The 13,349-nt window shown below is 40.7% G+C and carries 13 protein-coding genes; all 13 read left to right on the forward strand.

Translation table 11 applies throughout. The annotated features are described in order from the left end of the window. The first annotated feature begins 144 nt into the window (after positions 1–144). The 13 genes from rbfA (at position 145) to FHG08_RS09045 (ending at position 13,202) form a co-directional block, all read left to right on the forward strand. The gene (gene rbfA / locus FHG08_RS08985; RefSeq protein WP_008467148.1) at positions 145–552 is read left to right on the forward strand and encodes a 30S ribosome-binding factor RbfA; all 408 of its coding nucleotides are present in this window, start codon (positions 145–147) and stop codon (positions 550–552) included. Next, positions 552–1,496 (forward strand): tRNA pseudouridine(55) synthase TruB, encoded by a 945-nt coding sequence (truB, locus tag FHG08_RS08990; RefSeq protein ID WP_054202156.1) that lies wholly within the window; start codon positions 552–554, stop codon positions 1,494–1,496. The genes rbfA and truB overlap by 1 nt, the downstream gene beginning before the upstream one ends. Before the next feature lie 109 nt (positions 1,497–1,605). Continuing rightward, positions 1,606–1,875, forward strand: a complete 270-nt coding sequence (rpsO, locus tag FHG08_RS08995) for a 30S ribosomal protein S15 (RefSeq protein WP_006793376.1) — start codon at positions 1,606–1,608, stop codon at positions 1,873–1,875. Between the two features lie 343 nt (positions 1,876–2,218). Further along, on the forward strand, positions 2,219–4,345 hold the full coding sequence (gene pnp, locus FHG08_RS09000) for a polyribonucleotide nucleotidyltransferase (protein ID WP_138606213.1): 2,127 nt from the start codon (positions 2,219–2,221) through the stop codon (positions 4,343–4,345). Between the two features lie 185 nt (positions 4,346–4,530). Further along, positions 4,531–5,403 carry a lipoprotein NlpI gene (gene nlpI, locus FHG08_RS09005; protein ID WP_178955590.1) on the forward strand — a complete coding sequence of 291 codons (873 nt, stop codon included), beginning with the start codon at positions 4,531–4,533 and terminating at the stop codon, positions 5,401–5,403. Next, positions 5,387–6,526, forward strand: coding sequence for a hypothetical protein (locus tag FHG08_RS09010; protein ID WP_178955592.1), 1,140 nt, complete (start codon positions 5,387–5,389; stop codon positions 6,524–6,526). Before nlpI ends, FHG08_RS09010 begins: the two co-directional genes overlap by 17 nt. 254 nt (positions 6,527–6,780) lie before the next feature. Next, entirely contained in the window at positions 6,781–9,573 is a 2,793-nt protein-coding gene (locus tag FHG08_RS09015; RefSeq protein WP_138606207.1) for a monovalent cation/H+ antiporter subunit A, read from the forward strand. After that, the gene (locus FHG08_RS09020) at positions 9,573–9,920 is read left to right on the forward strand and encodes a Na+/H+ antiporter subunit C (protein WP_054202160.1); all 348 of its coding nucleotides are present in this window, start codon (positions 9,573–9,575) and stop codon (positions 9,918–9,920) included. The genes FHG08_RS09015 and FHG08_RS09020 overlap by 1 nt, the downstream gene beginning before the upstream one ends. Continuing rightward, complete coding sequence (locus tag FHG08_RS09025) at positions 9,917–11,434, forward strand: monovalent cation/H+ antiporter subunit D (RefSeq protein ID WP_178955594.1); 1,518 nt, start codon at positions 9,917–9,919, stop codon at positions 11,432–11,434. The genes FHG08_RS09020 and FHG08_RS09025 overlap by 4 nt, the downstream gene beginning before the upstream one ends. Then, positions 11,434–11,970: a Na+/H+ antiporter subunit E gene (locus FHG08_RS09030; RefSeq protein WP_054202162.1), complete on the forward strand. Its 537-nt coding sequence runs from the start codon at positions 11,434–11,436 to the stop codon at positions 11,968–11,970. The genes FHG08_RS09025 and FHG08_RS09030 overlap by 1 nt, the downstream gene beginning before the upstream one ends. After that, a complete protein-coding gene (locus FHG08_RS09035; protein WP_008114565.1) occupies positions 11,964–12,233 on the forward strand; it encodes a K+/H+ antiporter subunit F in 270 nt (89 codons plus the stop codon). The genes FHG08_RS09030 and FHG08_RS09035 overlap by 7 nt, the downstream gene beginning before the upstream one ends. A gap of 9 nt (positions 12,234–12,242) precedes the next feature. Next, complete coding sequence (locus FHG08_RS09040) at positions 12,243–12,575, forward strand: Na+/H+ antiporter subunit G (RefSeq protein ID WP_008114566.1); 333 nt, start codon at positions 12,243–12,245, stop codon at positions 12,573–12,575. Between the two features lie 132 nt (positions 12,576–12,707). Next, on the forward strand, positions 12,708–13,202 hold the full coding sequence (locus FHG08_RS09045) for a DUF2059 domain-containing protein (protein ID WP_178955596.1): 495 nt from the start codon (positions 12,708–12,710) through the stop codon (positions 13,200–13,202). Positions 13,203–13,349: the final 147 nt, after the last annotated feature.

The following is a 13,349-nucleotide window of genomic DNA, read 5'->3' on the forward strand; positions in this document are numbered from 1 at the left end:
TTGTTGGACATTCAAGGTCGTACCTCGATAGCCCAACATACCCTATGCTAAGATTTTAAATGGGGGCTCAGCCCCCATTTGTGTATCCATTATTTAGTTAACTTGTTATTGTTTTTCAATAAGTTATAATTTTAGGAAAGTGAAATGAGAGAATTTTCTCGCACTGATCGTGTTGCTCAGCAAATTCAAAAAGAAATTGCTGTGATTCTACAACGCGAAATTAAAGATCCGCGCTTAGGCATGGTGACAGTGTCTGCGGTAGAAGTATCACGCGATTTATCTTATGCCAAAGTTTTTATCACGGTGTTTAACACTGAAGACGAAAATGCAGCAAAACAGAGTGCAAAAGTACTGAACGAAGCAACGGGCTATATCCGTTCGTTACTAGGTAAGCGTATTCGCGCACGTATTATGCCAGAGCTTAAATTTGTGGTTGATAACTCATTAATGGAAGGGATGCGCATCTCTAACTTAGTGGACTCTATCATTCGTGAAGATAATGCTAAGCATGTTGATGATGAAACAGATAGCGAAGAAGGCACTAAAGACTAATGGCAAGACGCAGTAAAGGCCGTCCAGTTGATGGTATTTTGTTGTTAAACAAACCAGAAGGCATTTCATCAAACAAGGCATTACAGCAGGCTAAAGGTATTTATTTTGCGCAAAAAGCGGGGCACACAGGTGCGCTTGATCCGCTTGCGACCGGCATGCTGCCAATTTGTTTTGGTGAAGCGACTAAGTTTACCCAGTTTTTACTCGATACAGATAAAACCTATGTTGTTCGAGCTAAGCTAGGTGAACGTACTACCACATCAGACTCTGATGGCGAAGTGGTCGAAACTCGCGATGTGAATGTTACTTCCCAATTACTAAGCGAAGAGATTGCTAAGTTTTTAGGTGAGTCAGACCAATATCCATCAATGTATTCAGCGCTTAAATATGAAGGTAAACCTTTATATAAATATGCGCGTGAAGGTATAGAAGTTCCTCGCAAATGTCGAAAAATTAACGTATTTAGCTTAACGCTTGATGAGTTTGATGAGCAAGCTAACGAGATACAAATGACTGCACATGTATCTAAAGGTACGTATATTCGTACTATCGTTGATGACTTAGGTGAAAACTTAGGCTGCGGCGCGCATGTGATTATGCTGCATCGTAGTGCTGTTGGGCATTACCCTGCAGATAAAATGGTCACACTTGAGCAGTTAGAAGCGTTATTAAATCAAGCGAAAGAACAAGACGTTGCGCCTTCAACTTACCTTGACGAACTATTATTGCCAATGGACACCGCGTTAGTTGATTTACCCGTTGTGGAAATTACTAAAGAGCAGGGAATGGCATTTAGCCATGGTCAAGCTGTGGTGTTGGGTAAAGCCCTGCCTGAAGGTGCAATAAAGGTACTGGCTGACGGAATATTTATTGGTACGGGCGAACGTAATCCTGATGGCCATTTAAAGTCAAAGCGCGGCTTGTCTAATCAACAACCAGAGTAAAGTTTAACTTGTAGTTATGCTGATAATTGGTAGAATACGCCCGCTTAATCGTTTTGGCTGAATTAGTGATCGGCTAAAGCACCTATTAAATTTAACTTTTGGAGTTATTATGTCACTAAGCAATCAAGAAAAAATCGATATCATTGCTAAATTCGCACGCGCTGAAGGCGACACTGGTTCACCTGAAGTACAAGTAGCATTACTTACTTTTGATATCAACAAGCTTCAAGGTCACTTTGCTGATCACAAGCATGACTTCCACTCACGTCGTGGTCTGCTTCGTAAAGTAAGCACTCGCCGTAAACTGCTTGATTACCTTAAAGGTAAAGATATCTCGCGTTATACTGCGTTAATCAAAGAGCTTGGCCTACGTCGCTAAGAACTTGATTATCAAAAGGGGAGCTTTTTAGCTCCTTTTTTTGTGTCTAAATTTCCCCATACCCACATCGATTAATCCCCTTGAAATATCAGCTAAAAGCCACATTGTAAGTAACAGCAAAGTACATAATTTAGCAATGCGTTTATCTCTGGACTAAGCTCGCAATTTTACCTGACTTTGTTATATACTATGGCGCGTAGATAAAAAGGTTTATTTACGGTTATTTACATCATTGCCAATTGTAGTACTTAATTGATTTCCAACTGAATACAATTATGTACTGTAATTGGTACTTTGATGAAAACTTAATTAATACTAAAAATACATTTAAGGAATATTTTAAGTGCAAGCAATTATAAAAGAATTTCAACTAGGTCAACACACAGTGACGCTAGAAACAGGTGCTATCGCTCGTCAAGCTGACGGCGCAGTACTAGCAAGCATTGGCGACACGTCAGTACTAGTAACGGTTGTTGGTAAGCGTGAAGCTCAACCAGGTCAAGACTTCTTCCCACTAACAGTTAACTACCAAGAGCGTATGTACGCTGCTGGTCGTATCCCAGGTGGTTTCCTTAAGCGTGAAGGTCGTCCTAACGATGGCGAAACACTTATTGCACGTCTTATTGACCGTCCAATTCGTCCACTTTTCCCAAATGGTTTCGTAAACGAAGTACAAGTTATCGCGACTGTTGTTTCTGTAAACCCTGAAATCCAACCTGATATGGTTGCGATGATTGGTACATCAGCAGCACTTGCTATCTCTGGTATCCCGTTCAGCGGTCCAATTGGTGCATCACGTGTTGGTTACATTAACGGTGAATACGTACTTAACCCGACACTAAAAGAGCTTGAAGAGAGCCAACTTGACTTAGTTGTTGCGGGTACTGATAACGCAGTACTTATGGTTGAATCAGAAGCAGACGTACTTGCTGAAGACGTAATGCTAGGCGCGGTTGTATACGGCCATGAGCAATCACAGTCTATCATCAATGCAATTAACGAATTTAAAGCAGAAGCAGGCAAGCCTACTTGGGATTGGACTGCACCTGAGAAAAACGTTGCATTAGAAGAGAAAGTAGCAACTCTTGCTGCTGATAAAGTAGGCGAAGCTTACCGTATTACTGATAAAGTAGCGCGTAAAGAAGCATTAACTGCTGCAAAAGATGCGGTTGTTGAAGCACTAACAAGCGAACTTGCTGAAGGCGAAACGCTTGATAAGCAAGAAGTAGGTAAAGTATTCGGTTCACTTGAGAAGAAAATCGTTCGTGGCCGTATCGCTGCTGGCGAAAAACGTATCGATGGTCGTGAACCAGATATGATCCGTGCTCTAGATGTAATGACGGGCGTACTTCCACGTACTCACGGCTCTGCAATCTTCACACGTGGTGAAACGCAAGCATTAGTAACAGCAACACTTGGTACAGAACGTGATTCACAGTTAATCGACGATTTAACTGGCACGCACAAAAACCACTTTATGCTTAACTATAACTTCCCTCCGTTCTGTGTAGGTGAAACTGGTTTTGTTGGTTCTCCTAAGCGTCGTGAAATCGGCCACGGTAACCTAGCTAAGCGTGGTATTGCAGCAGTAATGCCAACATTGACTGACTTCCCATATTCAATCCGTGTTGTATCTGAAATTACGGAATCAAATGGTTCATCTTCAATGGCATCGGTTTGTGGTACGTCTTTAGCGCTTATGAACGCAGGTGTTCCAATTAAAGCCTCAGTTGCGGGTATCGCAATGGGCTTAGTTAAAGAAGAAGAAAACTTTGTTGTTCTTTCAGATATCTTAGGTGATGAAGATCATTTAGGTGACATGGACTTTAAAGTAGCGGGTACAACTAACGGTATCACTGCACTGCAAATGGATATCAAAATTGAAGGTATTACTCAAGAAATCATGCAAATCGCGCTTAAACAAGCGAAAGCTGCACGTTTACACATTCTAAATGTAATGGACGAAGCGATTTCTGCACCTTCTGAAGAGTTATCTATGTTTGCTCCGCGTATTTACACGATGCAAATCCCACAGAAGAAAATCGCAGAAGTTATCGGTAAAGGTGGCGCAACTATCCGTCAGCTTACTGAAGAAACGGGTACTACGATTGAAATCGGTGATGATGGCACAATCAAGATTGCTGCTACAGACGGTGAAAGTGCAGCAAATGCAATTAGCCGTATTGAGCAATTAACTGCTGAGCTTGAAGTAGGTACTATCTACGAAGGTAAAGTGGTACGTATCGTTGATTTCGGTGCGTTTGTAAACATTCTTCCTGGTAAAGATGGCCTAGTGCATATCTCACAAATCAGCACTGAGCGTGTTAACAACGTTGCTGATCACCTTAGCGAAGGTCAAGAAGTTAAAGTTAAAGTACTAGAAGTAGACCGTCAAGGCCGTGTACGTCTAAGTATTAAAGAAGCAATGGAATCAGCAGCACCTGCAGCTGACGAGTCTAAAGACGCGTAATTGCTAATCTTTCATCCAGATAATTACTGGATAGTATAAAAAGGGGCTGTTTAGCCCCTTTTTTTATGCTTTAATGTTAGCAACCTATTGTGTTCAAGACGTTAAGTAACATATAACAAGAATGAACCTTACAAGACAGCTTATGTCTTATCTATTTGCTACTTACCTCGGTATTAAGGATTTTAATGAGACTTAAACATTTAGCCTTGGCATCTTTTGCTATTTTGTCTTTAAGCGCTTGTCAGGCTACTACTAAACCCGCTGCTATTATTAATGTACCATTTACTGCGCCACTTGCATCAGACTTTAGAAATGAAATTGCCATTGCTCGTTTTTCAGAGCTATTAAATAGAGCAGACTTGAGTAAAGAACAACAAGCAAAGCTCTATTATGACCGTGGAGTACTGTTTGATAGCTTAGGCATGACGACTTTATCGCGAATTGATTTTAACCGAGCGGTTAAACTTAAGCCTGATTTGGCTGAAGTCTATAACTTTTTGGGTATTCAGCATACCTTGATGCAGCAATACGAAAAAGCATACGAGTATTTTGATTCAGCCATAGAGTTAGACCAAGAACATGAATATGCGTATTTAAATCGTGGTATTGCTTTGTACTATGGTGATAGAGCGACGCTTGCAAAGGATGACTTTAAAACATTCTTGGAGCGCTCTCCTAACGATCCTTATCGTGTATTGTGGCTTTATTTAGCTCAAGCAGCACAAGATAAAACCGCGGCAATCGCTGCGTTAAAAGCCAATGCGGCGGCCCTTGATGAAAATGAATGGGCATATCAGCTTATTGCCTTGTATGTAGGTGATATGAGTGAAAAAGCATTTTTTTCAGGGATAGCCGATGGTGTAAGTTCACAACAAGAATATGCTCAGCGTTTATGTGAAGCTTATTTTTACTTAGCTAAACAGCACCAAGCCGCAGGCGAGCTTTCAATTGCCACAGATTACTTTAAATTGGCGCTAGCAACGAACGTACATGAATTTATAGAATATAAGTATGCGCGTTTAGAGCTTGAGTTGATGGCCAGTGAAAGCGCTGGCTAATTATTTAAAACTAAGTGCTTTATTACTGTGCGCTAGCGTTATTAGTGGCTCGAGTAATAAACAAAATAGCATTGGCTTTTGGCAAGTATTACATGCCAAGGCCAATGTGATTGACAGTTATTGGCAATTCCCTCGTTACTTTGCAAACCACATATTACAATTACCCACCACAGCCTTAGCAACCTTAGCTCGCAATAAAATAGCGGATGCTCAATATGGCTATGGGTTGTCATTATTAATCAATAATCAAACTGAAACGGCTAAACTATTTTGGCAAGCAAGTTTGGATAAAATTACACGAGCACAGCAAAAAAAACTCGCCGACTCGTTATTTTCGCAACAGCGTTGGCAGGATTTAGCGCTACTAAAAAATCAAAATAAGCTTCCTAAAGGCGATATCTTTTATCACCTGCAATTACAGCAACAAGCACCCATAGAAACGTTAAGTAAATCATTTATGAATAAGTTAGGGTTTTTAGTTGCAAGCAAGCAAATTGAGATACAAAAGCAGTGTACATTTAATGTATTAATATTGAGCGATCACCGTGATGGTTTATACAGGCTCAATCAATTTCGTAACGCGTACTTTCAAAACCCAGAGCCGAGTCTCAATACCTTTTGTTTTTCAAAACCAGTTTATGTGGGTAATGCAATTAGTTGCAATAGTACTGAATCCTCCCGTGCTGTGTGCAATTGGCAACAATCATCGCTTAAAAAGCGGCTTCCCACTGGGTTCGATTTTGCTGTTATGATGCCTAAGCAAGGTACTGCCAGTGTAAAAAATGGTTTAATGCATATTAATTCACAGGCTAGCTACGCGGTTTTTTTGCATGAGTTAATGCACTTTAATGGCTTTGAAGATGAGTACGCTTTACCGGTAAAAAAGCAAGCGTGGTTATGTCAGCTTGATGGGTTTGTTGCTCCCAACTTATTTATTGCAAAAAAATCAGTTGCTCCCAAAGGGTGGCACAAAAGCCAAAGCTGCCAACAAGGCGGCACTGCTTATAAGCCCAGTGCACAGTGGTCGATTATGCAATATCAGCAGTTAGGCCTATCAGCGCAATATCGTATTTTGTGGCAAAAGCACATAGCACTTAATGCTCATTTATTTGTACGATTTTAGTGATTGGATATTCCGCTGTAAACTGTCTGAAAGCTGAGCTTATTTGGCTACTGTTCATTAATTTATAAGTATTTTTGTTTGATTATTGTTCCGCTAGCGGCGCTTTCTATAGACAAAAACTGCGTTTATCAGTATAACTATACGTATTAATGTTGTTAAAAAACAGACATAAAACGTATACCCAAGTCACTTTGGTATTTAATAATAACAAGTAGCGAATTGATAAACTTTATGATTCAAAAAGGCCCTTCATTATGACTTTGCTCTGGATACCCCTGTTATCCTTATTCGGCAGTGTTATTTCTGCATGCACCGGCAAACTTTCTCGAAATCAGGCAACGAGCCTAACGGCTATTGCGCCGTTAGCCGCGCTTGCAATTACACTTTATCATGCGCCCGCGGTTCTTGCGGGGGAAACCATTCGTTTTAGCGCACAGTGGATACCAGCCTTAGGGTTAGATATTTCCTTGCGCTTGGATGGATTGAGTTTACTGTTTTTATTTATGATTCTAGGAATAGGGTTACTAGTAATTTTGTATGCCCGTTATTACCTAAGTCAAAATGATTCATTGCCAAAACTATTTAGCTACTTAATGTTATTTATGACCGCCATGCTGGGCATTGTTATGTCAAACAATGTGATTCAGTTATGGGTATTTTGGGAGCTAACCAGTATTAGCTCGTTTTTGTTAATCAGTTATTGGTGGCACAAATCAGAGGCGCGCAAGGGGGCGCGCATGGCATTAGCGGTAACTGGCGCCGGTGGTTTAGCCTTACTCGGTGGCTTAATGTTGTTAGGCGATATTGTTGGAAGCTACGACTTAGACACCATTTTAGCTAGCAAAGCGATTATTCAATCTCACGACTTATATGAATTGGCATTAGTACTAGTATTATTAGGTGCTTTTACTAAATCTGCACAATTTCCGTTTCATTTTTGGTTACCGCATGCCATGGCTGCACCTACGCCGGTTAGTGCGTATTTACACTCTGCCACTATGGTAAAAGCAGGTATCTTTTTACTTGCGCGTTTTTACCCCGCATTGGCGGGTACCGATACCTGGTTTTTATTAGTTGGTTTGACCGGTTTAACCACATTATTATTTGGCGCTTATATCGCGTTATTCAAACATGATTTAAAAGGCTTGTTAGCCTATTCAACGATTAGTCATTTGGGTTTAATTACATTATTACTAGGCCTAGATACACAGCTTGCGACCGTTGCCGCTATTTTTCATATTATTAACCACGCGACGTTTAAAGCGTCGTTATTTATGGCAACCGGCATTATTGACCATGAAACCGGTACTCGTGATATGCGTAAACTCAATGGCATGTGGCGCTACTTACCTTATACGGCCACCTTGGCGATGGTGGCTGCTGCCGCTATGGCAGGTGTACCGTTGTTAAATGGTTTCTTATCAAAAGAGATGTTCTTTGCTGAGACACTGCATCAGCAGGTACTTGGCTCAATGTCGTGGCTAATCCCGGTGCTGGCAACTGTAGCGGGTGCGTTGTCGGTGGCGTACTCATCACGCTTTATTCATGACGTGTTCTTTAATGGTGAGCCCATTGATTTACCACGTACCCCTCATGAAGCACCGCGTTATATGCGTGTGCCTATAGAAATCTTAGTGGTACTGTGTATTTTAGTGGGTATTTTTCCACACTTTGCCGTTGATGGTATTTTATCGGCCGCTTCACTAGCCGTACTTGGTGAAGCAATGCCTGAGTATAAATTGACTATTTGGCATGGTTTCAACTTACCTCTACTTATGAGTGGTATGGCGGTAATTGGTGGTTTATTTATTTACGTTAATCGTAAGTACTTGTTCCAGTTCCAAGCGTCGTTACCTCCTTTTAACGCTAAAAAAATCTTCGAGCGTTTTTTAGCGGTAGTGGTCAATTGGTGTCAAAACAAAATCCAATCAACAGAAAATGGCTCATTACAACGTTATGTATTTATAATGTTAGGCGTTGTATTACTTGCCTCTGGTTGGCCATTATTTGAAATGAAGCAGCTAGCCGGTAGCGTGCCTAATACACCGGTTGATATTCAAAACGCAATTGGTGCAGGACTACTCATAATAGGTGCAATTGCTACCGTTATTTGGCATCGAATTCGAATGGTGTCGTTATTAATGCTGTCGATTGTGGGGTTAATGGTGTCGGTGGCGTTTACCCGTTTTTCAGCGCCTGACTTGGCCTTAACGCAACTTACTGTAGAAGTAGCCACTATTATACTATTAATGTTGGCACTGTTTTTCTTACCTCAAAGCACGCCAAGAGAGTCAAGCTCATTGCGTATTTTACGTGATGTGGTTATTTCCTCTACCGTGGGGATCATAATTGCTAGTATTTGTTACGCCTTACTGACTCGTCCGCTTGATTCAATTTCTGAGTTCTTTATTGCTAACGCCAAAACAGGCGGTGGTGGCACTAATGTAGTTAACGTTATTTTGGTTGATTTTAGGGGCTTTGATACTTTAGGTGAAATTACTGTACTAGGTATTGCCGCACTGGGCATATTTAAACTGTTATCAAGAATTCCACTTTATATGCCAGCGAGCGATAGTGAAGGGCGTCCATGGTCTAAAGATCGCCATCCTATTTTATTGGCTTGTATTTCTCAAAGCTTACTGCCATTAGCGCTATTAGTGTCTGCTTATATTTTCCTACGCGGTCATAACTTACCTGGAGGAGGCTTTATAGCAGGCCTCGTAACTTCTATTGCCTTTATTTTACAATATATGGCGCATGGTACTGCGTGGATAAATGAACGCTTTGATGTTAACTATCGAAAAATTATTGCATCAGGTATTGCTATTGCCATGTTTACAGGTGTGGGAAGTTGGTTCTTTGACAAGCCATTTTTAACTACCTGGTTTGATTACTTTGATATTCCGTTTGTTGGTAAAACAGAGCTTGCCAGCGCCATTGTATTTGACTTGGGCGTGTACTTAACTGTTGTTGGCGCTACGCTGATGATCCTTGCGAGCTTAGGTAATATGACCGCGAACGCAGAGAAAGAAGAGGTAAATATTTAATGGAACTGTTATACGCATCTTGCGTTGGCGTGTTAGTCACCTGTGGCGTGTTTTTATTGCTAAGAGCGCGTACATTCCCAGTGGTACTGGGGCTGACAATGATTTCTTACGCGGTTAATTTGTTTTTATTCTCATCAGGGCGCTTAACAATTAATAAAGCCGTGGTACTAGGGACTGGCGCTGATTACGCTGACCCGCTACCACAAGCCTTAGTGTTAACAGCCATTGTAATTGGCTTTGCGATGACTGCGTTTGTGGTTATTTTATCTATTCGTGGCCGAGCAGATTTAGGCAACGACCATGTTGATGGCACCCTAACTAAAAATAAACGCAAGGAGAGAAAATGATTCAGCATTTAGCATCTTTGCCTATTTTACTGCCAATGTTAGCGGCAATTATTTTGTTGCTCCCACCGTGTGGCAAAAGCTTATTTGCACGCCGATTTATGTCTAGTTTAATGGCTATTTTAACCTTTGCAGTCACAGTATTACTGCTGGTTCAGGTTAAAGATAACGGTATTATTGTTTATGCAATAGGTAACTGGTCTGCACCATTTGGTATTGTACTGGTTGCAGATATGCTCTCGACCTTGTTAGTCACTTTAACCGCCTTTTTGGGGGTTGGCGTGGCTTTATATGGCTGTGCTGGTGATGATGAACAAGGTAGCTTTTTTCACCCTTTAATCCATTTTTTAATATTAGGGGTAAATGGTGCATTTTTAACAGGGGATTTATTTAACGTCTTCGTATTTTTTGAAGTGTTATTAATTGCCTCTTATGCGCTGTTAATGCACGGTGGCGGTAAACCCAAAACGCGCGCGGCTCTGCATTACGTTATTTTAAATTTAGTTGGTTCAAGCGTATTTTTAATTGGTTTAGGTATTTTATACGGTGTATTAGGCACCTTAAATATTGCTGATATGGCCAATAAAGTACCGCAACTAACTGGTGATGACGTTTATTTAGCGAAGGCAGGTGGTTTACTGCTATTGGTGGTGTTTGCACTTAAAAGTGCGTTATTACCATTGCATTTATGGTTACCAAACGCCTACTCAAGTGCCACACCTGTGGTTGCTGCATTATTTGCGATTATGACTAAAGTTGGTGTTTACGCAACCTTACGTGTATACACGGTTATTTTTGGTGAACAAGCTGGCGAACTTGAGCATATGGCGCAGTCTTGGTTATGGGCGCTGGCTATTGCCACCATAGTGATTGGCGCAATAGGGGTGTTAGCCGCACAAGATTTACGTAAGCTTACCGCTAATTTAGTACTGGTTTCTGTAGGGACGTTGGTGGCATTAGTCGCACTCCAAAACATAAATGCCACCGCTGCGTTGCTTTACTATTTAGTGCATTCAACGTTAGTGACTGCGGCGCTATTTTTACTTGCTGATTTAATTGCAACACAACGAGGTAAAGCTGGTGATCGATTAGTCGGCGGGCGTGCAGTAAAGCAACCATTTTTATTAGGTGCGTGTTTTATTATTGCCGGTTTAACCGTTATTGGTATGCCACCTTTTTCGGGCTTTGTTGGCAAAATTTGGATTTTAAAAACGACCTTAAATAGCGAGCAAGCACTGGTATTTTGGCCTGTTTACTTAATTATGAGCTTAGCGCTAATTGTGGCTATATCACGTGCGGGTACTAGTTTGTTTTGGGAACGTAAAGACAAAACAGGTGATGCTAGCGATGTTGCCAATGCCCACCCGCTACAAGTGACCGTGTTAGTTGGTTTATTGGCAAGCTCAATACTACTGGTTATTTTTGGTGACGTGGCAACACAGTACGCCCTCGAGGCGGCAACACAGCTTCACGATATTAGTGGTGGTATTAATGCGGTACTCAAGGGAGGTATGTAATGCGCTTACAAGCTCGTTTTGGTTGGTTACCTACGCCGTTTCGTAGTTTATTTTTATTTATAGTATGGCTCTTGTTAAATAACAGTGTGTCGGTAGGGCATATTATATTAGGGGCGCTACTCGCGTTGCTAATACCGTTATTTAGTATGTCGTTTAGAGACCCGCAACCGCTGATATTAAAGCCGGGGCTAGCACTTAAGCAATTACTAATCGTACTTTACGATATTATAGTGGCTAATTTGCAAGTGGCATTATTAATACTGGGCCCTTCAAAAAATCTGCGTCCAGGCTTTGTTAAAGTGCCTATAGATTTAATGCATGAAATGCCAATTACTATTTTAGCAAGCTGCGTGTCTTTAACGCCGGGTACGGTAAGTGCCGAGGTTTACCCGCTGATTAAATCGCTTAATGAAGACGATGAACCGGTACAGCGTTATTTATTAATTCACGTGTTAGATTTAGATGATGAGCAAGCGCTTATTAAACAAATAAAAGCACGTTACGAAGCTCCCCTAAAGGAGATATTTCAATGTTAGATACAGTATTACTGATTGTTTTTTCAATGGTTGGATTGTCGTTATTACTTAATCTATGGCGACTTATTATTGGCCCATCAGTACCGGATCGTATTTTAGCGCTCGATACTATGTACATTAACGTGATTGCCTTGATTATTTTATATAGCATTAGTATGGGCACGGGGCTGTACTTTGAAGCAGCCTTACTTATTGCCATGCTTGGGTTTATAAGTACGGTAGCTGTATGTAAGTATTTACTTCGTGGCGACATAATTGAGTAAGGTATTAAAATGATAAGTGAATGGATCGTATCAATATTGCTGCTGTTAGGCGGGTTATTTATTTTAATTGGCTCAATTGGTTTAATTAAATTACCTGATTTTTTTATGCGTTTACATGGGCCAACAAAAGCCACCACTTTAGGTATGGCGAGTATACTTACCGCTGCTATGGTATTTTTTGCTAATTCAGTCAGTGGCTTAAGTGTAAAAGAAATATTAATCACTATATTTCTATTAATCACTGCACCTATTAGTGGCTATATGCTGATTAAAACCGCTATTCATCATAAGCTTAAAGCTAAAGAGGGAACGAAAGGGCTCGATAATATCGAAAAAGATTAGCTCTGGGAATAAACGATTAAAAGCCGAATAAACACCTGTTATTCGGCTTTTTCGTTTTTTGGTTGTCCCCATTTACAACACTTGTTGAACATGTGATTATGACGCTAATTCAAATACAAAAAGGATATTAATATGGGTAAGGTAATACTGCTTTCACTTTTAATTTTTTCAACTAACCTTGCAGCGCAAACTGCCAAACAGCAAAAAATTGATGAGCTGGTAGAGGTGATGAACATGGATGCCATGGTTGACTCTATGTATGCGCAAGTTGAGGGCATGATGCAAAATATGTCAGTGCAAATGGGCGTAAAGCCAGATGAGAAAGCAATTTTCGACAAATATTATGCTGATATGACCGAGGTATTAAAAACAAAAATGAGCTGGCAAAAAATGCAGCCGATGATGATTAACCTCTACGATAAACAATTTACTAAACAAGAAATTAGCGACATGTTAGCTTTTTATAAGACAGAGTCAGGGCAGGCTATTTTGAAGAAAATGCCACAAGTAATGCAAGAATCAATGCAAATGTCACAAGCCTTAGTACAAGACGCTATGCCTGAAATTCAAGCAATTGCGGGTGAGCTTGGTGAAGCACTTAAGCAATCTCGAAGCAAAACAAACTAAGGACTACAGTAACTCTCAAATTTAGCAGTCACTTATGGTGGCTGCTCTTATCTTAACTTTCTTCCACACTCCCAGCCATATGCTTAATTAATTGTTGACCTATGTGTTACACATAGGTTTATTATGTTGTCATTACATAGCCAGCCA

Source organism: Pseudoalteromonas sp. Scap03, from assembly GCF_013393115.1.
In the GTDB taxonomy this organism is placed as follows: domain Bacteria; phylum Pseudomonadota; class Gammaproteobacteria; order Enterobacterales; family Alteromonadaceae; genus Pseudoalteromonas.

Excerpts from the sequence above, each read along its gene's own strand:
- rbfA (WP_008467148.1), top strand. The coding sequence starts at position 145 with ATGAGAGAATTTTCTCGCACTGATCGTGTTGCTCAGCAAATTCAAAAA.
- truB (WP_054202156.1), top strand. The coding sequence starts at position 552 with ATGGCAAGACGCAGTAAAGGCCGTCCAGTTGATGGTATTTTGTTGTTA.
- rpsO (WP_006793376.1), top strand. The coding sequence starts at position 1,606 with ATGTCACTAAGCAATCAAGAAAAAATCGATATCATTGCTAAATTCGCA.
- nlpI (WP_178955590.1), top strand. The coding sequence starts at position 4,531 with ATGAGACTTAAACATTTAGCCTTGGCATCTTTTGCTATTTTGTCTTTA.
- FHG08_RS09015 (WP_138606207.1), top strand. The coding sequence starts at position 6,781 with ATGACTTTGCTCTGGATACCCCTGTTATCCTTATTCGGCAGTGTTATT.
- FHG08_RS09020 (WP_054202160.1), top strand. The coding sequence starts at position 9,573 with ATGGAACTGTTATACGCATCTTGCGTTGGCGTGTTAGTCACCTGTGGC.
- FHG08_RS09025 (WP_178955594.1), top strand. The coding sequence starts at position 9,917 with ATGATTCAGCATTTAGCATCTTTGCCTATTTTACTGCCAATGTTAGCG.
- FHG08_RS09030 (WP_054202162.1), top strand. The coding sequence starts at position 11,434 with ATGCGCTTACAAGCTCGTTTTGGTTGGTTACCTACGCCGTTTCGTAGT.
- FHG08_RS09035 (WP_008114565.1), top strand. The coding sequence starts at position 11,964 with ATGTTAGATACAGTATTACTGATTGTTTTTTCAATGGTTGGATTGTCG.
- FHG08_RS09040 (WP_008114566.1), top strand. The coding sequence starts at position 12,243 with ATGATAAGTGAATGGATCGTATCAATATTGCTGCTGTTAGGCGGGTTA.
- FHG08_RS09045 (WP_178955596.1), top strand. The coding sequence starts at position 12,708 with ATGGGTAAGGTAATACTGCTTTCACTTTTAATTTTTTCAACTAACCTT.